This is a genomic window from Dechloromonas sp. ARDL1 (assembly GCF_051122455.1).
Classification (GTDB): Bacteria; Pseudomonadota; Gammaproteobacteria; order Burkholderiales; family Rhodocyclaceae; genus Azonexus.
Genome location: NZ_CP168939.1, coordinates 1,892,371 through 1,914,882 on the forward strand (window position 1 = coordinate 1,892,371; position 22,512 = coordinate 1,914,882).

The 22,512-nt window shown below is 63.8% G+C and carries 20 protein-coding genes; 16 read left to right on the forward strand and 4 right to left on the reverse strand.

Annotation, left to right across the window (positions count from 1 at the left end):
- Positions 1 to 34 precede the first annotated feature (34 nt).
- The 11 genes from AB6Q56_RS09375 (at position 35) to AB6Q56_RS09425 (ending at position 12,304) form a co-directional block, all read left to right on the forward strand.
- A complete protein-coding gene (locus tag AB6Q56_RS09375) occupies positions 35 to 1,111 on the forward strand; it encodes an efflux RND transporter periplasmic adaptor subunit (RefSeq protein WP_434516781.1) in 1,077 nt (358 codons plus the stop codon).
- Positions 1,111 to 4,197, forward strand: a complete 3,087-nt coding sequence (locus AB6Q56_RS09380; RefSeq protein WP_434516782.1) for an efflux RND transporter permease subunit — start codon at positions 1,111 to 1,113, stop codon at positions 4,195 to 4,197. Before AB6Q56_RS09375 ends, AB6Q56_RS09380 begins: the two co-directional genes overlap by 1 nt.
- Positions 4,190 to 4,492, forward strand: coding sequence for a DUF3240 family protein (locus tag AB6Q56_RS09385; protein ID WP_434516783.1), 303 nt, complete (start codon positions 4,190 to 4,192; stop codon positions 4,490 to 4,492). Before AB6Q56_RS09380 ends, AB6Q56_RS09385 begins: the two co-directional genes overlap by 8 nt.
- Positions 4,489 to 5,727 carry a TolC family protein gene (locus AB6Q56_RS09390; RefSeq protein ID WP_434516784.1) on the forward strand — a complete coding sequence of 413 codons (1,239 nt, stop codon included), beginning with the start codon at positions 4,489 to 4,491 and terminating at the stop codon, positions 5,725 to 5,727. The genes AB6Q56_RS09385 and AB6Q56_RS09390 overlap by 4 nt, the downstream gene beginning before the upstream one ends.
- Positions 5,728 to 5,882: 155 nt before the next feature.
- Positions 5,883 to 6,287 carry a DUF1924 domain-containing protein gene (locus AB6Q56_RS09395; RefSeq protein ID WP_434516785.1) on the forward strand — a complete coding sequence of 135 codons (405 nt, stop codon included), beginning with the start codon at positions 5,883 to 5,885 and terminating at the stop codon, positions 6,285 to 6,287.
- Position 6,288: 1 nt separating this feature from the next.
- Positions 6,289 to 6,750 carry a diheme cytochrome c gene (locus AB6Q56_RS09400; RefSeq protein WP_434516786.1) on the forward strand — a complete coding sequence of 154 codons (462 nt, stop codon included), beginning with the start codon at positions 6,289 to 6,291 and terminating at the stop codon, positions 6,748 to 6,750.
- A gap of 3 nt (positions 6,751 to 6,753) precedes the next feature.
- Complete coding sequence (locus AB6Q56_RS09405; protein ID WP_434516787.1) at positions 6,754 to 7,359, forward strand: cytochrome b/b6 domain-containing protein; 606 nt, start codon at positions 6,754 to 6,756, stop codon at positions 7,357 to 7,359.
- Positions 7,360 to 7,371: 12 nt separating this feature from the next.
- Positions 7,372 to 8,028: a response regulator gene (locus tag AB6Q56_RS09410; protein WP_434516788.1), complete on the forward strand. Its 657-nt coding sequence runs from the start codon at positions 7,372 to 7,374 to the stop codon at positions 8,026 to 8,028.
- A complete protein-coding gene (locus AB6Q56_RS09415) occupies positions 8,025 to 9,374 on the forward strand; it encodes an ATP-binding protein (RefSeq protein ID WP_434516789.1) in 1,350 nt (449 codons plus the stop codon). The genes AB6Q56_RS09410 and AB6Q56_RS09415 overlap by 4 nt, the downstream gene beginning before the upstream one ends.
- A gap of 66 nt (positions 9,375 to 9,440) precedes the next feature.
- On the forward strand, positions 9,441 to 10,409 hold the full coding sequence (locus AB6Q56_RS09420; protein WP_434516790.1) for a hypothetical protein: 969 nt from the start codon (positions 9,441 to 9,443) through the stop codon (positions 10,407 to 10,409).
- A gap of 281 nt (positions 10,410 to 10,690) precedes the next feature.
- Positions 10,691 to 12,304, forward strand: coding sequence for a methyl-accepting chemotaxis protein (locus AB6Q56_RS09425; RefSeq protein ID WP_434516791.1), 1,614 nt, complete (start codon positions 10,691 to 10,693; stop codon positions 12,302 to 12,304).
- 80 nt (positions 12,305 to 12,384) lie between these two features.
- Here AB6Q56_RS09425 and AB6Q56_RS09430 read toward each other — a convergent pair whose 3' ends face one another.
- A complete protein-coding gene (locus AB6Q56_RS09430) occupies positions 12,385 to 13,308 on the reverse strand; it encodes a LysR family transcriptional regulator (RefSeq protein ID WP_434516792.1) in 924 nt (307 codons plus the stop codon).
- Positions 13,309 to 13,464: 156 nt separating this feature from the next.
- Here AB6Q56_RS09430 and AB6Q56_RS09435 point away from each other — a divergent pair, with 156 nt between their 5' ends.
- From AB6Q56_RS09435 to AB6Q56_RS09450, 4 genes are all read left to right on the forward strand, one after another.
- Positions 13,465 to 14,442 (forward strand): IS5 family transposase, encoded by a 978-nt coding sequence (locus AB6Q56_RS09435; protein ID WP_205231579.1) that lies wholly within the window; start codon positions 13,465 to 13,467, stop codon positions 14,440 to 14,442.
- Positions 14,443 to 14,589: 147 nt separating this feature from the next.
- Positions 14,590 to 15,366: a ferredoxin--NADP reductase gene (locus AB6Q56_RS09440; protein ID WP_434516793.1), complete on the forward strand. Its 777-nt coding sequence runs from the start codon at positions 14,590 to 14,592 to the stop codon at positions 15,364 to 15,366.
- Positions 15,367 to 15,462: 96 nt separating this feature from the next.
- Complete coding sequence (locus AB6Q56_RS09445; RefSeq protein WP_434516794.1) at positions 15,463 to 16,716, forward strand: class I adenylate-forming enzyme family protein; 1,254 nt, start codon at positions 15,463 to 15,465, stop codon at positions 16,714 to 16,716.
- The gene (locus AB6Q56_RS09450) at positions 16,713 to 18,053 is read left to right on the forward strand and encodes an isochorismate synthase (protein ID WP_434516795.1); all 1,341 of its coding nucleotides are present in this window, start codon (positions 16,713 to 16,715) and stop codon (positions 18,051 to 18,053) included. Before AB6Q56_RS09445 ends, AB6Q56_RS09450 begins: the two co-directional genes overlap by 4 nt.
- A gap of 588 nt (positions 18,054 to 18,641) precedes the next feature.
- On the opposite strand, the gene AB6Q56_RS09455 is transcribed toward AB6Q56_RS09450, so the two are convergent.
- Positions 18,642 to 18,848, reverse strand: a complete 207-nt coding sequence (locus tag AB6Q56_RS09455) for a hypothetical protein (RefSeq protein ID WP_434516796.1) — start codon at positions 18,846 to 18,848, stop codon at positions 18,642 to 18,644.
- Between the two features lie 284 nt (positions 18,849 to 19,132).
- On the reverse strand, positions 19,133 to 20,023 hold the full coding sequence (locus AB6Q56_RS09460) for a LysR family transcriptional regulator (RefSeq protein WP_434516797.1): 891 nt from the start codon (positions 20,021 to 20,023) through the stop codon (positions 19,133 to 19,135).
- Between the two features lie 84 nt (positions 20,024 to 20,107).
- Here AB6Q56_RS09460 and AB6Q56_RS09465 point away from each other — a divergent pair, with 84 nt between their 5' ends.
- Positions 20,108 to 20,539 (forward strand): PACE efflux transporter, encoded by a 432-nt coding sequence (locus tag AB6Q56_RS09465; protein ID WP_434516798.1) that lies wholly within the window; start codon positions 20,108 to 20,110, stop codon positions 20,537 to 20,539.
- Positions 20,540 to 20,691: 152 nt separating this feature from the next.
- Here AB6Q56_RS09465 and AB6Q56_RS09470 read toward each other — a convergent pair whose 3' ends face one another.
- Positions 20,692 to 22,356 carry a methyl-accepting chemotaxis protein gene (locus tag AB6Q56_RS09470; protein ID WP_434516799.1) on the reverse strand — a complete coding sequence of 555 codons (1,665 nt, stop codon included), beginning with the start codon at positions 22,354 to 22,356 and terminating at the stop codon, positions 20,692 to 20,694.
- Positions 22,357 to 22,512 lie beyond the last annotated feature (156 nt).

Consider the following 22,512-nt stretch of genomic DNA (forward strand, 5'->3'; position numbering starts at 1 on the left):
TTAGACTCGCTTCCGACTCACTCCGGAACCTGTCATGCGCGCCCGACTTACCCCATATTGCCTGATCCTGGCTCTCTCCTGCCCGGCCGTCACCCTCGCCGAAACGCTGACCCTGCAGACCGCCCAATTGAAGGCGCTCGGCATCGCCACGCAAGCGGTCGGCCATGCCGACGACGGCCGACCGGGCGGCTTGCCGGCCCGCGTCGTCGTCCCCAACGAGCAGATGCGTGTCGTCGCCGCACCGGTTGGCGGCATGATCGAATGGCTCGCCGTCGCCCCGGGCAGCAGCGTCAAACGCGGCCAGGTGGTGGCCCGCCTGGCCAGCCCGCAGGCGCTGGAATTGCAGCGCGATGCCTTGCAGGCCGGCAGTCAGTCGGCCTTGCTGCAGCAGAGCCTGAAACGCGATGAACAACTGTTTGCCGAGGGGCTGATCGCCGAATCGCGGCTCCAGGCTACCCGTGCCGCCGCCGCCCAGGCCGGGGCGCAAGCCAGCGAACGCAAGCAGGGCCTGGCCCTGGCCGGCATCGCACCGGGCAAGCTGGGCGGGCCTTTGTCGCTGGTCGCGCCGATCGACGGCTTCGTGCTCGAACAGAGCGCGCAACTGGGGCAGCGCGTCGAAGCGTCCGCCCCGATCTACCGTATCGCCCGGCTGTCGCCGCTGTGGCTCGAAATCCAGGCACCGCTCGGCCTGGCAGCAGGTTTGCGCGAAGGGATGCCGGTCAAGCTGAGCAACTCGGGGGTCAGCGGCAAGCTGATCGCAATCGGCCGCGCGGTCGACAGCGCAAGCCAAACCGTGTTGCTGCGGGCCAGCGTCGGCAAGGGAGCGGAAACGCTGACCCCGGGGCAGGTCATCGAGGTGGAATTGACCGCCGCCGGCAGCGCTGGCGAGCGCCTGCCCGCCGCCGCCCTCTTCCGCCACGACGGCAAGACCTTCGCCTTCGTGCAAGTCGCCAGCGACGACAAGGGCGCCCGTTTCGAAGCGCGTGCCTTGCGCGTCATCAGCCAGGGTGGCGAGACAGCCGCCGTCGAGGGCGTCAAGGCCGACGAACGGGTGGCCGTCAAAGGCGTTTCCGCGCTCAAAGCCATGCTGACCGGCGTCGGGAAAGAATAATGCTGGCTGCCCTGATCCGCTTTTCGCTGACCCAGCGCCTGCTCGTTCTGGTCCTCACCGGGCTGCTCATCGGCGCCGGGATCGAGGCCTTTCTCGGGCTGCCCATCGACGCCTTTCCCGACGTATCGACCACCCAGGTCAAGATCATCCTCAAGGCCCCCGGCATGACGCCCGAAGAGGTCGAGACGCGCATTGCCGTGCCGGTCGAGCAGGAAATGCTGGGCATCCCGCGCCAACGCCTGCTGCGCTCCGTTTCCAAGTACGCGCTGACGGACATCACCATCGACTTCGCCGATGGCACCGACATCTACTGGGCGCGCCAGCAGGTCGGCGAGCGCCTGGCGGCGGCCATGGACAACCTGCCGCCGGGCGTTAGCGGCGGCATGGCGCCGATCACCACGCCGCTCGGCGAGATGTTCATGTTCACCATCGAGGGCGACTTGCCGCTGGCCGACAAGCGCGTCTTGCTCGACTGGGTGATTCGCCCGCAGTTGCGCACCATTCCCGGCGTGGCGGACGTCAACAGCCTGGGCGGCGAGGTGCGGACCTTCGAGGTGGTGCCCAATCCCCGGCTGCTCGCCGCGCGCGGCCTGTCGCTGAAGGATTTGCAGAGCGTCCTCGAGACCAACAACCGCAACGACGGGGCCGGGCGCCTGAACGACGGCGAGGAATCGCTGCTCGTCCGCGCCGAAGGGGCCATCCGCAACCTCGACGATGTGCGCGCCATCGTGCTGCAGGTACGCAATGGTCTCGTCGTCCGCATCGGCGACGTCGCCGAGGTACGCTTCGGCGCCCTCACCCGCTACGGCGCGGTTTCCCAGAGCGGACGCGGGGAAGCGGTGCAGGGTCTGGTTCTCGGCTTGCGCGGCGCCAACGCCCAATCGGTCGTCGAAGGCGTCAAGGCCCGGCTGGCCGAGATCGCCCCCAGCCTGCCGACCGGCGTCACCGTCGTGCCATTCTACGACCGCAGCAACCTGGTCGACCGGGCCGTCGGTACCGTCTCCAAGGCCCTGCTTGAAGCCATCGTCCTTGTCGTGCTGCTGCTGCTCGCCTTCCTCGGCAACCTGCGCGCCGCCCTGGTCGTCGCCCTGATGCTGCCCTTGTCGGCGCTGGCCACTTTCATCCTGATGCGCCTGTTCGGGCTGTCGGCCAACCTGATGAGCCTGGGCGGCCTGGCCATCGCCATCGGCATGCTGGTCGATGCCGCCGTGGTCGTCGTCGAGAACGTCGAGAACCAGCTTGCCGAAGGCCAGGACAACCTTCCGACGCTGCACCTGATCTTCCGCGCCGCCCGCGAGGTCGCCACGCCGGTGGCCTCGGGCATCGTCATCATCATCCTCGTCTTCCTGCCGCTGCTCACGCTGCAAGGGCTGGAAGGCAAGATGTTCGGGCCGGTCGCGCTGACCATCGTCTTTGCCCTTGCCTCGTCGCTGCTGCTGTCGCTGACGGTCGTCCCGGTGCTGGCCGCGGCGTTGATCCGGCGCGGCGTGCATCACGAGCCCTGGCTGGTGCGCCGGATGTCGGCGGCCTACGATCGCATTCTGACCTCGGCGCTCTCCCACAGCCGCCCCTACATCGTCGCCGCCTTGCTCGCCCTGGCGGCGGCGGCCGGCGCCTTCGGCTGGCTGGGCAAGAGCTTCATGCCGACCATGGACGAGGGCGACCTGATCATGCAGCTGGAAAAGCTGCCGTCGATCGGCCTCGAGCAGACCGTCGCCATCGATACCGCCGTTCAACAGGCCATCCTGAAGCAGGTGCCGGAAGTGAAGGCCATTGTCGCCCGGGCCGGTTCGGACGAGCTGGGGCTTGACCCGATGGGCCTCAACCAGACCGACACCTTCATGGTGCTGCAACCGCGCGACACCTGGCGCCAATCCGATCCGGCCTGGCTGGCCGATCAACTGCGCGCGGTGATGGCCGATTTCCCGGGAATCGGCTATGCCTTCACCCAGCCCATCGACATGCGGGTTTCCGAAATGCTGACCGGCGTGCGCGGCGACCTGGCGGTCAAGATATTCGGCCCCGACCTGGCGACCCTGAACCGCCTGGCCCACGAGGTCGAAACGACGCTAAAAAAGGTGCGCGGCGCCGAAGATACGTTCACGCTGAAGAACGACGGCGTGCAATACCTGAAGATCGCCGTCGACCGCCTGGCCGCCGGCCGTCTCGGGCTCAATGTCGACGATGTCCAGAACGACCTGAAGTCCCTGCTCGAAGGCCGAAGGGTCGGCACCGTGATCGAGCAGGGACGGCGCACGCCGGTCGTCCTGCGCGGCCCGGCCAGCCTGCGCGGCTCGCCAGCCGACTTCGAGGCCCTGCGCCTGTCGCTGCCCGCAGGCGGCAGCGTGCCGCTGACCGACGTGGCACGCATCCAGCGCGTCGACGGCCCGGTCAAGGTGGACCGCGAGAATGCCCAACGCTATGTCGTCGTCCAATCCAACGTCCGCGACCGCGACCTGGTCGGCTTTGTCGACGATGCGCGGGCCGCCGTCGCGCGCGAGGTCGACCTGCCCAAGGGCTACCGCCTGGCCTGGGGCGGCCAGTTCGAGAACCAGCAACGGGCGGCCGCCCGCCTGATGATCGTGGTACCCATCGCCCTGCTGCTGATTTTCTTCCTGCTCTTTTCGACCTTCCGTTCGGTGCGCCAGGCGCTGCTGGTTCTTTCCAACATTCCGTTCGCCATGATCGGCGGAATTTTCGGGCTGCTCATCGCCGGTGAATACCTGTCGGTTCCGGCCTCCGTCGGCTTCATCGCCCTGCTCGGCATCGCGGTGCTCAACGGCGTGGTGATGGTGACCTACTTCAACCAGTTGCTGGCCCGTGGCATGAGTGTCGCCGAGGTCGTTGCCGAAGGGGCCAAACGCCGTCTGCGCCCGGTGATGATGACGGCCAGCATCGCCGCCTTCGGCCTGGTCCCCATGCTCTTCGCCAGCGGCCCGGGGTCAGAAGTCCAGCGCCCGCTGGCCATCGTCGTCATCGGCGGCCTGGTCACCTCGACCGCCCTCACCCTGATTCTGCTGCCCATCCTGTTCCGCCGCTTCGGCATCGAACGGGGGGCAGCCCTGAACGAGAAATCCCATGGCTGATGTCCTGCTCACCCTGATCATGCCCAACGATGTGGCCCGGCATGTCGAAGACCTGCTCCTCTCCCGCCCCGACCTCGTCCCCGGCTTCACCACGCATGTCGCCAACGGCCACGGCACTGCCGTTCCCCTGGTCGAGGACGCCGAACTGGTCGCCGGCCACGCACCGCGCACCATCATCCGCACCGTCGGCCCCGAGGCCACCAAGCGCGATGTGCTGGCCTTGATCAAACGCGAACTGCCGCAAGCCAACGTTTTTTTCTGGATAACACCGGTCATCGAGGCGGGGCGACTGTGAAACCCTTCACCCTGCTCCTCTTGGCGGGCATCGGTGGCACCGCCCTGTGTGCCGAGCCGCCGCCCGACCTGCCGCCCACCGAGATCGTCGCCCGCGTCCTGCGCGGCAATCCGGGCGTCCAAGCCGCAGCCAGCCAGATTCGCGTCGAGGAAGCCAATCGTACGCGGCTCGAAGCCGGCGCCTACGAATGGTCGGTCCGCCTGGGTACCCAGCAGCGCCGCGTCAATCCGGCAGCCGCCGGCAATGAACGCTTCAATGAATGGAATGCGGCGCTCGAACGCCCCTTCCGGCTGCCCGGCAAGGCAGGCATCGACGCCGAACTCGGTGCCGCCGGCGTGTCGTTGGCCGAAACCGCTTACGGTGATGCCTTGCACGAATCCAGCCGGATGCTGCTCAAAGCCTGGTTCAGCTGGCTGAAGGAAAGCGCTGCCGCCGCGCAATGGGATGAACAGGTGGCCTTGCTCGAAAAGCAGGGTAAATCGGTCAGCCGCCGCCAGCAACTCGGCGATGCCGCCCGCATCGAAGCCATCCTGAGCGAGGCCGCCCTGGCGCAGGCCGAGGCGCAGCGCGTCCAGGCCCGCATTCGCCAGCAGACCGCCGCCGAAGACCTGCGGCGCCGCTTTCCCGGCCTGCCGGTCGTTGCCCCGGCCGGCCTGAGCGAGCCGACGGCGATTCCCGGCAGCGACGAGGAATGGATCAACGCGCTCCTTGAGCAAAGCCACGAATACCGGCTGGCCCGCCAGGAGGCGCAGCGCGCCCAGATCATGGCCGGGCGCAGCAGCCGGGAGCGGCTGCCGGACCCGACCGTCGGCCTGCATGTTTCGCGGGAACGCGCCGGCGAGGAGCGCGTGGTCGGCGCCTATGTCAGCATCCCCCTCTCCGGCGCCGCCCGCCGGGCCAGCAGCGATGCGGCGCTGGCCCAGGCCGAGGTGGCCGGACGCCGGGAGGCCGCCAGCAGCCAGAAGATCGTGGCCGAAGCGGTCGCCCTGGTCCAGGCGGCACAAGCCGCCGTACCCGGCTGGCAAGCCGGGCGCCAGGCCGCCGAACGGCTGACTCGGGCCGCCGACATGACGGCACGGGCCTACCAGTTGGGCGAAGGCAGCCTGAGCGACTTGCTGACCGCCCGGCGACTGGCCAATGAAGCCCAGCTCTCGGCCCGCCTGCTCCAGCTCGATGCCCTCGAACTGCGCTACCGCCTGATGCTCGACGCGCATCGGCTATGGGATCTCGACTGAGCACCGGCGCATAACGGCAGCGCCCTTCGAAAATAGGGCCTGCCTCCCGACTCAGGCAGCGCATCCAAGGCCGTTAAGCCTCCCTTAAGTCTGGGCTAAGTGGTGCTTAAGGCGAGGCGCCTAGACTGTTTTCCGTACCATCAAGGAGAACACGCATGAAAACCATCGCCCCCCTGCTGCTTCTGGGCACCAGCCTGCTCTGCCACGCCGAGACCCCACAACAGATCGGCCAGGCCTATGCTCAGGAGGCCAGTAGACAGACGCCCGGATTCACCGCCAGTGCTGATCGGGGAAAAAATTTCTTCCGCCAGCGTTTTGACATCAACGCCAAGATGCCGGCCTGTACCAGCTGCCACACCGACAATCCGGCCACCGCCGGCCAACATGCGGTGACCGGCAAAGCCATACGCCCGCTCGCAGTTTCGGCCAACGGCGAGCGCCTGAGCGACCCGGCCAAGGTCGAGAAATGGTTTGGCCGAAACTGCAAGGAAGTCCTCGGCCGGGCCTGCAGTGCCGCCGAAAAAGCCGATTTCGTTGCCTATATGAGCGAGGCACGCTGACATGAAAAACCTACTGACGATCCTTCTGCTTGGCTGGTCCCTTCCCACACTGGCCGACCGCCTTCCGTTACCGAGCGGAACGCCGGCCAGCTACAAGAGCGAATGCGGCAGCTGCCACCTTCCCTATCCGCCGGCCTTGCTGGCCGCCGACGACTGGCGGCGCATCATGGGCAAACTGGGCGATCACTTCGGCAGCGATGCGACGCTGGATTCCCGACAACAGCAGGAAATCCGGGCATTCCTCGAGAACGCCGCCGGCCGGCCGGAGCGCCTTGGCAGCGCTGGCGAACCGCCGCGCATCTCGCAAACCCAGCGCTTCATCCGCAAGCATCGCGAAGTTCCGGCCCGTTTCTGGAGCGACCCGCGCGTCAAATCGGCCGCCAACTGCGAGGCCTGCCATCCAGGCGCGGCAACGGGGAATTACAGCGAGCACGACATCGCCTTTCGGGAATTGAGGAAGTAAATCATGCAAAAAATCCTGGTCTGGGACTGGCCGGTGCGCATCGGCCACTGGCTCATGGTCGGCGGTTTCGTCATCGCCTGGCTGACTTCGGAAAGCGAAAGCTTTCGCCTGCTTCATGTCTGGGCAGGCAGCGCCGTCATCTCGGTTGCCGCCTTTCGCCTGATATGGGGGCTTTTCGGAACCCGTCACGCCCGTTTTTCCAGCTTCGTGCGCGGCCCAGGTGCCGTACTCGCCTACCTCGGCAGCCTGCTCAGCCTGCAACCCCGGCACCACACCGGCCACAATCCGGCCGGCGGCTGGGCAATCCTAGCCCTGCTCATTCTGGGCGTGCTGACCGGCGCCAGCGGCTGGGCGATCTACAATGAATTGGGGGGTCATTGGCTGGAAGAACTGCACGAGGGCCTGGCCGCCACCATGCTGGCCGTGGTGCTGGTGCATCTGGCCGGCGTATTCTCGGGCAGTGTGCTGCATGGCGAAAATCTCGTTCGCGCCATGTTCACCGGTCGCAAGACAGGGGAAACCGACGAGGCGATTGCCTCGCCCCGACCGCTGGCCGCCGTTGTCCTGCTCGTCTGGCTAGTCGCCGCCGGCTGGTGGCTGACTCGCTGATAGAATCCGACCATGCGTATCCTGCTTGTCGAAGACGATCCCGAACTGGGCGACGGCCTGACGGTTGGCCTGCGCCAAGCCGGCTTCGCCGTCGATTGGCTGCGTGATGGCCAGGCCGCCGACCAGGCGCTGCACAGCGAAATTTTCGATTTCGTCGTGCTCGATCTCGGCCTGCCCCGCCTGTCCGGCATGGAGGTCCTGAATCGCGCCCGCAGTCGGGGGCAGACCATGCCCATCCTCATCCTGACGGCGCGCGATGCCACCGGCGACAAGGTGTCCGGGCTGGATGCCGGCGCCGACGACTATCTGGTCAAGCCGATCGACCTCGACGAACTGACCGCCCGCATCAGGGCGCTAACCCGTCGCTCGGCCGGCCGGGCGGCGCCCTTGCTGCTCCATGGCGACCTGGCCATCGACCCGGCGGCGCATGTCGTCACCCTGAGCGGCCAGGCCGTCGAGCTGTCCAGCCGCGAGTTCTCGCTACTCCAGCTGCTGCTTGAAAACGCCGGCCGGGTGCTGACCCGCACGCAGCTCGAGCAATCGCTCTACGGCTGGCGCGACGAGCCCGACAGCAATGCGCTGGAGGTACACATTCACCATTTGCGCAAGAAGCTCGGCAGCGACTTGATCCGGACGCTGCGCGGCGTCGGCTACACCATCCCGAAATGACCACCACCTGGTTCTCGCTGCGTCGACGCCTGCTCGGACTGCTGCTTGGCGGCGTCTCGGCAGCCTGGCTGGCAACCATGGTATTCAGCTATATCGACGCCCATCATGAGGTCGACGAACTGTTCGATGCCCAGCTCTCGCAAGCCGCCCAAACGCTGCTTGCCCTGACCGGCCACGATCAGGGTGACGATGTCGAAGACCTCGGCGCCGCCGCCCACAAATACCAGCGCCAGTTACGCTTCCAGATCTGGCGCGCCGACGGCAACTTGCTGATCCGCTCGAACAATGCGCCCGAAACGCCGCTGACAACGGCCCGCGGCTTTTCGGAAACCCGCGGAGAAGATGGTCACTGGCGCCACTTCAGCCAATGGAACGATAGCCATAGTCTGCAAGTTCAGGTCAGCGAAAACCACCACATCCGCGACGAACTGATCGGCCATATCGCCTGGCGGCTGCTGCTCCCCGCCCTCTTCGGCCTGCCGCTGATCGGTTTCTGGGTCTGGCTGGCCACCCGTAAGGGCCTCTCCTCGCTGAACGGCGTGGCCCGTCAGATCGCCAGCCGCGACCCGCAACAACTCCAGGCCATCCATCCGGTTGCCGCTCCAGAGGAAATCCGCCCGCTGATCGATGCGCTGAACGGCCTCTTTCAGCGCGTTGAAAAAACGATCGAGGCTGAACGCCGCTTTACAGCCGACGCTGCGCACGAACTGCGAACGCCACTGGCAGCCCTCCAGGCCCAACTCCAGGTTGCCCAGCGGGCTCGCGACAGAGAAGAGCACGACCGCTCGCTGCAGCAGCTGCAAAACGGCCTGACCCGCGCCGCCCATCTCGTGGACCAGATGCTGTTGCTCGCCCGCCTCGACCCCGAGTCCGGCCTGCCCGACCCGCAACCGGTGGATCTGGCCGCTCTCACCGAATCGGTCTGCGCCGACCTCGGACCGCAGATACTGGCCCGCAACATCGATTTCGATTTCGACTCGGTCAGCCCGGCAACGCTGACCGGTCAAGGCGAATGGCTGCGGGTACTGATCCGCAACCTGGTGGATAACGCCGTGCGCTATACGCCCGAAGGCGGCCAGGTCTCGGTCCGCATCACCCGCGATGGCGACAAGCTGACGCTCTCGGTCAGCGACAGCGGCCCCGGCATTCCGCCCGAGGAACGCAACACCGTTCTCCAGCGCTTCCATCGCCTGCACCAGACAGGGCAACCCGGAAGTGGCCTGGGGCTGGCCATTGTGGCACGCATCGCCGAGTTGCATGGGGCGCAGTTGTATCTCGACAGCGCCCCTATGACCAAAGGCCTAAATATCGGAGTACAATTTGCCACACGCTGCGCCGAACCATGACGACAGCATGGAAAATAGAGGCCGATAAAAAAAGGCGGCCCGCAAAAATGCACAGGCACTCACCCCATGAATACTGCACAATCGCTGGCCCCTCCCCCGACCACTTCGAATGATTGCCCTGAGGGTACGCGACGGATCATCGACGGCCGCGAACGCGTGATGTACGACGGCTACTGGATCAAGACCTACCCCGTTCCCGCCGATACGCTGGAAGCCAAGAAAAAACTGATCGATGCGCTGACCCGGCGCCTGTTCAACCATACCGAACACGGCCTGAACATTCCCGGCACCCGTCTCAACGAAGCGCGCGAAAGCTACGAGACCGAAGCCGACGCGGCCCGCAAGCGTGTCAAGGGAGCCATGCTGGCCGGCGCGCTGTTCAATCGGGCGGCCGATATTTTTCGTAAGCTGGTCGAATTGCAAACCTGCGGTATCGAAATCCTCAGCGACAACCCGCTGATGCGCGAATGCGGCAAATGCCTGCTCGACGCCATGGAACTGGGGCGCTGCGTGCTGCACCGCAGCGGCGAGGAAGGCATCGACGAACTGTGGGGGGAACCCTTCCGCGCCTTCTCCATCCCGCTCGAAGATTTTTACGAAAGCCGCTACATCAAGATCGGCCAGGTGTTGCGCGACATCGACAAGATTTCCCGGGTGATGATCGAGACTTTCAGCGGCATTCCGGCCTTTGCCGATATCGAGGCCCCGGTGCTCGACCTGGCGACGGCAGCCAAGATCAAGACCGAAACCCTGCGCACCGACAGCGAAATCTTCGACGTCTGGGCACGCATGGTCACCGCCGGCGAGCGCCTGTCCGACATCGACTGGCACAACCAGTCGGCCTGCGACACCTCACCGCAGACCTACAATCTTTCCGACGGCCTGCAACTGATCCGCCAGGGCCGCGACCTGGTTTTCTACATCTCCCGCGCCCGCACGGCGATGCCGAAAAGCACGCGCGAATACATCGAGCGCTGCCGTGACTACTTGGCAACCGGCCGCGCGCCGATCGCCAACTGCCCGCTTCCAGTCTGAAGACGGAGATCAATTAACAAATTCATCAAATCAACCATATCAAATTTCGCGCATTTCTCCCTCGCTTGCGATAGCCGGACAAACGCAAGATGCTTTGTCTCGCTAAGCGCGACCTTGCTCGCGCCTAAAGTTTTTCCTCCCTTTCCCAAACCCTCTCCCCCCCTGGAAACACAAACGTTTTTTGCACATTTAGGGTTTGTGCAGTCCTATAATAAGCGCTCAATAATAAACCGGGGGTAGCATTGCGTTATGCGCACCCCCATAAGTCCGAGGGGTTCATCATGAGTATCTCCAAGCGCCTGTTTCTGATGATGGCGACGGCCGTCATCGCATTGGTTCTGGTTGCCGGATTCGGCTACCTGCAAATGAAGAAGGTCTACGACGCAGCCAACGAGGGGAACGTCAACGTCGTTCCCAGCATGCTTATCCTCGGCGATGCGCGCCAGGACTTCATGCTGATGCGTGTCCGCGTCTATCGCCTGGTCAATACCAGCGACCCTCAAAAACGCGACGACGTGATGAAATCGATAGATGACGCTCGCACCAATGTTGTCAAGGACTTGAAAGCCTATGAACCCTTGATTTCGGATGCCGAAGACCAGCGCCTGTATGACGAAGTCAAGAAGGGACTGGGTGACTATGCTCAGACCCTCGCTCCAATCCTTGAATTTGCCAAGCAAGGGCGGAACGACGAAGCGCTGAAGCATTTTGAAGGATTAACCCATCAGGGTATGGCCGTGCAGAAATCGTTCACGGACCACATGCAGTACAACAAGAAACTCAGCGATAAAGCGACCACCGACGCGGCGGCCAAGATGGCCTCGGCAACCTGGACAGCCGCCATCGCCTCGCTCGTCGCCATCGTCGCCGTGGGCATTCTCGGCCTGCAGATTCGCGCCACCTTGATGGCCCGCCTGAACGAAGCCAACCGCATGGCGGCCGGCATCGCCTCCGGCGATCTCTCGGCCCGCAACACGCCCAGCCAGATCGGCGGTGACGAAGCCGGGCAACTGATCCAGGCCATGGAAAAAATGCGCCAGGACCTGGCTGGCGTGGTCGGACAGATTTCCAGCTGCAGCGACCGCCTGGCCCACTCGGCCGGAGAGTTGTCGACCACTGCGCAACAGGTATCGAACAGCACGCAGAACCAGTCCGGTTCGACGGCTGCCTCCGCCGCCGCGCTCGAACAACTGACGGTCAGCATCGACCATGTTGGCGACAGCGCCGTCGATGCCAGCCAGCGTGCCAACGAGGCTGGCAGCCTGGCCATCGAGAGCGGCAAGGGCGTCGACACCGCCGCCGCGCAGATTCACCAGGTGGCCGAGAGCATCGACCAGACTGCCCAGCAAATCCAGCTGCTCTCCGAACACGTGCATCAGATCGGCAATATCACCACCGTCATCCGCGACGTTGCCGATCAGACCAATCTGCTGGCGCTCAATGCCGCCATCGAAGCCGCTCGCGCCGGCGAACAGGGACGCGGCTTCGCCGTCGTCGCCGACGAGGTGCGCAAGCTGGCCGAACGGACGACGCTGTCGGTGCAAGAGATCAGCAGCGTCATCAGCACCATCCAGAGCAGCGTGGCGACCACGGTCGACAGCATGCAATCCAATTGCCAGCTGGTAGCCGGCGTAGTCACCTCGGCGCAGCAGGCCAGCGGCTCCATGCACGGCATCCGCGAGGCGACGGAAACGGTACGCGACGCGATTGCCGGTATTTCCGAAGCCATGCGCGAGCAGCGCAGTGCATCGACCGAACTGTCGCGCAACGTCGAAGGCATCGCCCAGATGTCCGAGGAAAACACGGTGGCAGTCGCGTCGGTCGCCAGCACCGCGAATGCACTGGTCGGCGTCTCCGGCGAACTGAAATCGGCTGTCGCCCGGTTCAGGCTGTAACCCCGCGCACCACGCACGGCAGAGAGGCCGGAGAGCGATCTCCGGCCTTTTTCATGGGCCTCGCCGTGCCCCGGACACCATTACGGTATGAAGGGCAAGACCAGATCGGCGGTACGCCGTGCCTCGCCGCAAATCCTGTCGCACACCGCGCAAAATGTCTGCACGGCCCGACTCTCGTGGCGCCGGGCATGGCGAACCCGGTAAAAATAACGACTGAGGTCCAGTTCGGGGGTGCGGATCTCGACCAGGCTGCCGCGGCGAAAGGCTTCGCGCAACGCCAGCCGCGACAGGCAACCGATACCAAGGTTGGACTCGACGGCGCGCTTGATCGCCTCGGTGTGCTCCAGTTCCAGCCGCAGCGTGTATCGCCCCAGCATGGGCGCCACCCCACGATCGAACTGACGACGTGTGCCCGACCCTTGTTCGCGCAGAATCCAGGATTGCCCGGCCAGGGTGGCGACATCGGCCGTGCCGGCAGCCGCCAGCGGATGCGCCGGTCCGCAGAAGACAACCAGCTCGTCTTCGAGCCAGGGCTCGACCAGCAGATCGGGATGGCTGACTTCGCCTTCAATCAAGCCGATGTCGCAATCGAAGCGTAACAGCCGCTCGACGATGGTTTGGGTATTCGCTACCTGCAGACTGACCGGCGCCTCGGGGTGCTGCTGCATGTATTCGGCAATAACCAGCGTACCGAGGTAGTTGCCGATGGTCAGCGTCGCCCCTACTGTCAGCGGTACCAGAATCCCGCCCCCCAGGCAGGATTCGATTTCCCGGGCCTGATCGAGCAATTGCTCGGCCATCGGCAGCAAGGCGCGCCCCGAGGCATTGAGATGTAGTGACTTGCCGATGCGGTCGAACAACGGACAGTCGAATTGTCGCTCCAACTCGACCAGCGCATTGCTGGCCGCCGACTGTGACAGGCAAAGCTGCTCGGCAGCGCGCGACACATTTTGTTCTCGGGCGATGGCGGCGAAGATTTCAATCTGGCGCAGGCTGAATTTCATATCGATTTTTTAAATATCCAATATAAAAATTATCCACTTATATGAATCAATAACAAGACTACACTGAATAGGGAAACTCTGCATAAGCGCCCATCATGCAGCGCAATTTGAGAAAATGACGGCATTGTCATTGAGTTGGTGAGGCAGATGAATCTGATGAAGCAACTGAGCTTGGCTGAGACGGGATTTTTGCCGAAAGCCGGCAAGCAAACCCGCAAGGCAGTGTTCCTGGCGGAGATGGAAACAGTGGTGCCGTGGTCGCGTCTTGAGGCGCTGATCGAGCCGTTCTATCCGAAGAAGGGAAACGGTCGTCCGCCGATGCCGTTGGGCACGATGTTGCGGATTCACTTCTTGCAGCAATGGTTTGGTTACTCCGACCCAGCAATGGAAGAAGCACTGCACGATGTTCCGTTGTTGCGTCGCTTTGCCGGACTGGATGCCTTCGAAGACGTGATGCCGGACGAAAGTACGATTCTTCGCTTCCGTCATCTGCTGGAGAAGCATGACCTGGCGGTGGCGATCTTTGCCGAGGTCAATGCCGTGCTGTCGGAGAAAGGCCTGTCGATGAAGCGCGGTACGGTGGTCGATGCCACGCTGATTGCAGCACCGAGTTCGACGAAGAACGAAGACAAGAAGCGCGATCCGGAAATGACGCAGACCAAGAAGGGCAATCAGTGGCACTTCGGCATGAAGGCGCACATTGGCGTCGATGCCGACAGCGGCTTGATACATACCGTTGAATGCACGACGGCCAAGGTCGCCGACATTGCGATGATGGAGAAGTGCCTGCACGGGGAAGAAGCCATTGCGCTCGGTGATCGCGGCTATCACAAGAAGAACCGGACGATTGACGCGTTCCAGAAGGAAGGCAATCTGTCTGTTCTGACACCGACCAAGAAGCCGGCTGGCGGCACGCTGACTGTGGAGCAGAAAGCGTTCAATCGGATGCTGTCCTCGGTGCGGGCAATTGTCGAACATCCGTTCCGAGTAGTGAAGCGCCAGTTTGGCTTTGTGAAAGTTCGCTACCGTGGTCTGGCGAAGAATACCGGGCAAATCGTGACGTTGTTTGCGCTGGCCAATTTGTGGATGGCGCGCAAGCGATTGTTGCCCTTGCTGGGCGAGGTGCGCCCGTGAAACGTGAAATACAGGGAAAACTCCCTGGATTTCCCGGTCAACGGTCGAAAATCGCCTATTTCTCATCGCTTTTATGACGACCTACCAGTAAATGGCCGGTTGTTCAGAGAGTCCATAGGTTATCCACTCCGCAGCGATTGCCGAACCATGAGCGCCTTCAATACCGAAACCGTCCTCTCTGTCCATCACTGGAACGACAACCTGTTCAGCTTCCGCACCACGCGCGACCAGGCCCTGCGCTTCACCAACGGACAATTCGTGATGATCGGCCTGGAGGTCGAGGGCCGGCCGCTGATGCGCGCCTACAGTGTGGCCAGCGCCAACTACGAGGAACATCTCGAATTCTTCAGCATCAAGGTCCAGGACGGCCCGCTGACCTCGCGCCTGCAACACCTGAAGCCGGGCGACTCGCTGCTGGTCAGTCGCAAGCCGACCGGCACGCTGGTCCTGCGCGACCTCAAGCCGGGCAAGCGCTTGTTCCTGTTCGCCACCGGCACCGGCCTCGCCCCCTTCATGAGCCTGATCCACGACCCGGAGACTTACGAGCGCTTCGAAAAAGTCATCCTCATCCACGGCGTGCGCTGGACCAATGAACTGGCCTACCACGACTATATCGAGGAAGACCTCAAGGACCACGAATACCTCGGCGACGACATCCGCGACAAGCTGATCTACTACCCGACGGTGACGCGCGAAGCCTTCCGCAACGAAGGCCGCCAGACCGACCTGATCAACTCAGGCAAACTGTTCGCCGACATCAATCAACCACCGCTCGACCCGGCCACCGACCGCGCCATGATCTGCGGCAGCCCGGCCATGCTCAAGGAAATCTCGGCCATGCTCGACGGCTACGGCTTCAAGATTTCCGGCCATATCGGCGAGGCTGGCGACTATGTGATCGAACGCGCCTTCGTCGAACAGTAGGCGACACCTTCCGCTTCATGCCGCCCGGCGCGGCAAGGCGGAATTTTGATCTGGCTCACCGGCCGCCGCTTGGCGGCTGCGTATAATCGCCGGCTTATGAAGCCAGCTTCGCTCTGCGACCACATCGTCCGCACCGCCGCGGAATCGCCGGATCGCCCCGCGCTGATCGCGGGCGACCGGCAATGGTCGTTCGCCGACCTGGCCGCCCCCACCGTCGACCGCGCACCGGCAGATTGCACTCCCCTCGCCCGCAGCGGCGGCAGCCTGGAACTGGCGCTCGACGCCTACCGCTGCAGTGCCGCCAGACGCACCTTCTTCCCGCTACCGCCGGAGCGCCCGGCGCCTTCGCTGGCTGCCTGCCCAAGCGACACGGCGCTGATCATCTCGACCAGCGGCAGCGAAGGCACGCCCCGCGCCGTGCTGCTCGGCGACGCCCAGCTCGATGCCGCCGCTGCCGCCGCCAACGCCTGCCTGGGCCTTCAGGCCGGTGACCTTTGGCTGAACTGCCTGCCGCTCTATCACATCGGCGGCCAGAGCATCCTGTGGCGTTGCGCACGCGCCGGAGCCAGCGTCCTGCTGCACGAGGGCTTCGTTGCCAAGGCCGTCGCACGCGACCTGCACAACCGGCTGGTCACGCACCTCTCCCTGGTCCCGGCCATGCTCGCCGGCCTGCTCGATCTCGGCGCAGCCCCCCCCCCCTCACTGCAGGCCGTAATGATCGGCGGCGCGGCACTCTCCGGCCCGCTCCATGCACGCGCATCGGCCGCCGGCTGGCCGCTTTACGTAAGCTACGGCATGAGCGAGACGGCGGCGCAGATCGCCACTTTCCGCCCCACCGACGGCGACTGGCACGAAGGACTGGTCGGCCGCGCCATGCCCGGCCACGAGATCCGCATCGGCGACGACGGCCGCATCCGCATTCGCGGGCCGCAAGTCATGAGCGGCTATCTCGACGGCGGCGGCACCGACCCCGATGGCTGGCTGATCACGAGCGATCTCGGCCGGCTCGATGGCGAAGGGCGTTTGACGGTCATCGGACGCGCCGACGACATGCTGATCAGTGCCGGCCGCAACGTTCATCCGCAGGAAATCGAATCCTGTCTCGCCGCTTGCCCGGGTGTCGACGATATCGCCGTCACCGGCCTGCCGGACCCGGTCTGGGGCGACCTCGTTGTCGCATTGTTCGTCGGCAGCATTGACGACGCGACCTTGATCGCCCACGCTCGGCGGCATCTCCCGTCCGCTGCCATTCCCCGCCGGGTACGCCGCCTCGACCGCCTGCCGCGCAACGCCGCCGGCAAGCTGGAGCGGGCCGCGCTGCGCCAGTTAGCGAGCGGGGCGGCGGCGTGATCCACACCCTGCTCCGCCTCCTCTCAGCACCCGAAACAGCCCGCCGGATGGGCGAACTGGCGGCTGGCGCGCCAGCTTCGGCGCCGCTCAGCCTGCGCCTCGAACTCCCTTCCATGACCACCGACTGGCTGCACCTGCTGCCGGCCGGCCAGCCCTGGTGGTATCGCGCCCGCCCGGCGCAAGGCGAATTCCGCCTCGGCATCGGCCACGCACTGCAAGTCGCCAGCGCCGGAAACAATCGCTTTTCCGCGCTCGACAACGCCTTTGCCGGATTCTGCAGCGACTGGCGACGTAATGGCCCTGCCCTCGCCTTTGCCGGCTTCGCCTTTGCCGAAGACAACGCCGCGCCACTCCCCAACGCCCTGATAGCGATTCCGGCACTGCTGCTCGAATGTGTCGACGGGCGCTGTTCGCTCACCCTCAGTTCACCGGTCGGAAGCCATACCCAAGCGCTCGCGGCGTGGCCTACGTGGCTGGCCGCTACGCCCGCCACGCAGGCCACGGCCCCGCGCCCCCCGCGCCCGGAACCGCTAGCCGAGCAAGCCTGGATGGCACGCGTGGTAGCCGCCCTGCGCGACATTGCCAACGGCCGGATCGACAAGGTCGTGCTAACCCGCTGCCGACAGATCGAAGGCAACGTCCCCTTTTCGCCTTCCGACATCCTGGCAGCACTCAACAGCCAACAACCGGGGAGCACCGTTTACGCCTACAGCAACGGCAAGCAGACCTTTCTCGGCGCTACGCCGGAGCGCCTGGTCCGCAAGCGCGGCCGGCAGATCCACGTCGATGCCCTGGCCGGCACCGCATGGCCGGGATCGCCGGCGCTCGCCGACGACAAGAACCGCCATGAGCAGTCGCTGGTCGTCAGCGCCGTAGTCGATGCGCTCGCCCACTGGTGTGACGCGCCACCACTGATCGGGCTGCCCGATGAACACGCGGCAGGACATCTGCGTCACTGGCGCAGCCGCATTTCGGCCAAAGCCCGTGTCGGCAGCACCCTGTTCGATCTCGTTCGCGCCCTCCACCCGACACCCGCCGTCGGCGGCTTTCCCGGCGAGGCCGCCCGCCACTGGCTCGCCGCCCACGACGAACGGCGCCATGGCTGGTACAGCGGCGGTATCGGCCTACTGACGCCCGAAGGCGACGGCGAATTCTCGGTTGCCTTGCGTTCTGCACTGATCAAGGGCAAACAAGCCACTCTCCAGGCCGGCGCAGGGATCGTCGCCGGCTCGAACCCCGAGCAGGAACTGGCCGAAACCGAAGCCAAACTTGGCACCCTGATGGCCGCCCTCGACGGCGTATCGGCCGGATGCACACAAGACAGCCGCAGCGCCTGAATATCGGGTTGTTCGCTGCCAGCCTTTCCGGACAACCCCATCGTCCTGCTGTCACATTGCGGAAAGATGTCGGCCCTAGTAGTCAGTCACGCAGGTTTGCGTGGATGCCGAGGCACACATCCGCGCCCCGGTCGCGCGAAGCGAACCGCAGTCATGGCAGCAGCCATGGCGAGGATGAACGACAAAGAGAGCGGGGATGCGGCGCGTGCCGAACATAGCAGAACCTGCGTGACTGGCCACTAGCATGACAGGCACATTGCCCGCTGCTTCGCCCGCCCTCGTGCAGCGGCTTTTGCCTATTGTGCAGGCAGTCCAGGGCAGGTCTTTGCCATGCGCCAGCGTGTGGCACTTACCCACAGCAAACCCACAGGCTTATCCACACTTACTGTGTATAACTCGCCCTCCGTCAGGCCTGCTGAAGCGGTTTGCAAAACGAAGCAACAGTGCGTCTTCCATTGCTCCATTTCAATTTGCAACTCCATCAGCAATAGCGCTGGCGACGTAGCGTGCTGCCGTTCGCACCGCCGGATTGCGCGCGGCTGCAAAACCTGCGGCTACCGACTCGGCCCGTGCACGATACCCAGGATTCTAGCGCAGCACCGACTCGGACAATTTCAGGTGAAACGGCACCGCATCGCGCAGCAAATCCAGATCGTTTTCATTGCCTTGCCCTGCCACGGACAACTCGTCGGCCAGGCTATCGACAATCAGCTGACGCGGCGTACAGGCCGCCAGTTGCAACACGGCGACGAGCGCCAATGGCACCAGGCTGGCTTTGGGTAGGTATAAGGACAATTTCGTTCCGCGGCATGCGTTCAATGAGCCGGCACACTAGCCGGCCGATGTTACAGTGCCGTGAATCGCTTCAGCAGGCGCTGCTCGTTTTCCACGCCGTCCACTTCACCTGCCAGCGCTTCCAAGCCACGTGGGAACCTCCCTCGGCTGTTCATCTGCCCAAGAGCGGTCTACAAGCACTTCACTGTCGAACGGATCGGGCGCGTCGCGCGTGGCGTCAAGAAAAAGCGGTCCGGTAATCAAGCCATCAGGCGTTAGCAACAGGCCCGCTCAGAGCGATCTATTCAATTTCTTTCGGCTGCACGTCTTATCAGTGCGTCTCTCAACCAGATACCGGCTTTACCTTGCGCGTGAGGACGATGCCAAAGAACCTCCATGCGCATCACGGGAAGCTCCGGGATAAAGTCTGGCTGCAACCGGAAAATCTCCCCTGCACCGAGAGGCCCCTCCGCAAGAAACTCCGGCAGCATCGCCCAGCCGTGTCCGCGCTTAACCAATTCAAGGATTGCCAAGTCGCCCTCAACCCGCCACACTTTGGAAGCAATCAATACGTCGAAGTGATGAGGTGCGCCACCCCGCGAGGTAATCACTATTTGTCGATGCTTTATCAAGTCCGCACGCCCCACCCTCTTCTTTGCGGCGAGCGGATGATCGGCTGCGACGAAGAGTGGCGCTCTGACCATGCCGATGGAACGCGTTTCTATGTCCTTGTGCGCATTCGTCTGTTCGTATCCGATTCCGATTTGGGCACGACCACTCAGCAGCATGGCAATCTGGTCGTCAAGCAACGGGAACAAGAGTTCAAGCTCTACATTCGGGAAACGCTCCGCAAACACACCCAGTATCGGTTCCAGCCAGGGAAGATGCGAGGTGTCGTCCACCGCCAGCGTCAATCGATGCTCGACCCCTGCCGCAATTTCTCCCGAGAGTGCCTGCAAGTTCGCACACGCTTCGATGATGTGCCTTGCATCCAGCAGGAGGCGTTTCCCTTCTGCCGTCAGCGCGGGATATCGTCCGCTTCGGTCAAACAACGAAACCCCCAAGTCAGCCTCCAGATTGGCGACCGCCGTGCTGATGACGGATTGGGCCTTGCCGAGGCGCCGGGCGGCTGCGGAAAATGACCCTGTATGTGCCGCCGCATCGAATGCTTGCAGCTGTTCAATGGAGAAGTTCATCTATCTGTTTTTTGGATGGTATATAACTTCAGTATATCTACCACACCAATTAAAGTCGCCTCCGAGCAATCAATGGAGGAAGACATGAGAACGACTTATGACCGGATTCGGCACACTCTGGGATTCGAGCTAATTGGCCTGGCCATCTGTATCCCATTGGCAGTGCTGCTTTTCGACATACGAGCCCACCAGGCGGGTGTGCTGGCCGCGGCTGCATCACTGATAGCCGCAGGCTGGAACTATGTCTACAACCTGGCGTTCGACAAGATCATGTCGAGTCGCCTTGGGCGTCTGGAAAAAACCTGGGGCGAACGCGTCTTTCACGCGCTGGGGTTTGAGGGCGGCTTGATGCTTCTCGTCCTGCCGCTGGCCGCCTGGTGGTTATCCATCAGCCTATGGCAGGCATTGCTTATCGACATTGGATTCATCGTGCTCTATGTCGTGTATGCCTTCTTCTACAACCTGGCGTACGACAAGGTTTTTCCTGTGCCGAGCTACTGTGCGCGCACGAAATGACACCCACGGGAAGCCTGAACGCGACTGGTTGCCGATTGCGGAAGATTATGAAGCGGACACACGCAGTTTCTCGTCGAACGCTCGCCCGGCAGCAAGCGTTCGACGAGCCGGCCCACGAGCGGTCCGACCTTACAGCGGCCTGAAGCGCGCTATCAGACACTGAACTGCAGGGTGCTGTCGCGCAACCTTGCGGCCAGCGACGCCACCTCTTCGGCCGACGCCGACGACTCCCCGGCCGCCCGGGCACCGCGTTCGATCATTTGCGCCATGCGTTCGGTGTTCTGGGCAATCTGTTCGGCCGCCTGACGCTGTTCGTCAAGGACATCGACAATCTCGTTGGCTGCCCGCGCCGACTGCTCGCAAATCGCTTCGATTTTACGGATCGCCGCCTCGGTCGCCGAAGCCAACTCGGCCCCCCGTTGCGCGCGGGCCGCGGTCGCCACGACGGCTTCGTTGGTCTGTCCCGCGGCATCGGCCAGGCGGCCCACCAGTTCCTCGATCTTGAACGTCGTATCCGAGGTGCGGTTGGCCAACTTGCGCACCTCGTCGGCGACCACGGCGAAGCCCCGGCCCGCCTCCCCTGCCCGCGCCGCCTCGATGGCGGCGTTGAGCGACAGGAGGTTGGTCTGTTCGGATATATCCTTGATCTCCTGGGCAAAACGCGAGATATCCCGCGTATGTTCCTGCAATTCGCCCATGGCCATGGTCGATGCCGTGGCTTGCTCGAAAATGCAGCCGATTTCGTTGATCGCCTGATGAATCACCTGACTGCTCTCGACCGCCGTCTGGCGCGTCTGTTTGGCTGCATCGGCAGCATTCCCGGCACTTCCGGCCATTGCCGCAATCGCCGTCGTCAGTTCCTGTATCGCCGCCGCGATGGTTGCCGCCGCATCGCTCTGCAGGCTCGTTGTGCTCGCCACCTCACGCGCCGAACGTTGCAGGGCGAGCGCATTGTCCGAGGTCACCTCGGCACCGGACTTCACCTCGGCGATCAGGCCGCGGAGCTTGTCCTGCATCCGCTCCACCGAGGCGACCAGCGAGTCGGCGGCGGCTTTTCCGGAGAGAATGCTTTGCGTCAGGTCGCCGGCCGCCACGCGCGTCGTCGCCCGCACGACCGGTTCCAGTTCGCCGCCCAGGCGACGCAGGATATGGCGTGACGACCAGACGGCAAAACCCAGCGAGATCAGAGCGCCCAGCACGCCGACGAACAGGATGAAAGCAAGGTTTTCACGATAGCGCGCGTCGGCCACCTCGCTGGCGCGCCCGGCGCTCGACGACACCTGTCCGCTGATGGCCGCATAACACGCGCTCAGCGCCGCCATCAGCGGCGCATCCGCATCGCGAATGGCGGCATCGACCATCAGCGCATACTTGGGCATTCCCGGTTCATTCTCGGCAAGGACTTGATCGTAAAGCTGGTTGAGTTCGCTGCCCAGCCGGCGAATCTCGGCAATCCGCCCACTTTCCGGCAGCGCGGACTGCCGGTTCTGCGCCTCCAGCGCCTCGAGCTGCTGCCAGAAACGCTGCCGCCCCGCCTGGTATTCGGCCAGCCCTTTCTCGAACTCGGCCGCCATGAAATTTCGCAGCACCATGCTGCTCAGGCCGTGCTGCTGCACCTGCAGCGCACTCCGGACTTCGCTGAGCAGAGCCAAGGCACGCGTGGTCGCGGCCACCTCACTCGATACCTGGCGGACATCGCCCCGAAAGGCCGACAGGGAAGCCAGCGCCGCCGCCATCAGCAACAGACCAAAAGCACTGCCGATGATCACCATCAACAGCATGCGCGTACGAATCGACAAAACACCCTTGTGCAGCATGAAACCCCTCGCAAAACACCAAAAACGACAACACGGTACGCAGCGAATGTTTCATGCGAATGACCGGAGGAGAGCAATCTGCCGCTCATTCCCGACGGAGAGGTTGGCAAACGCAGGGATGTTGTCATGTGTTTGCAACATTAATGCAACAAAATG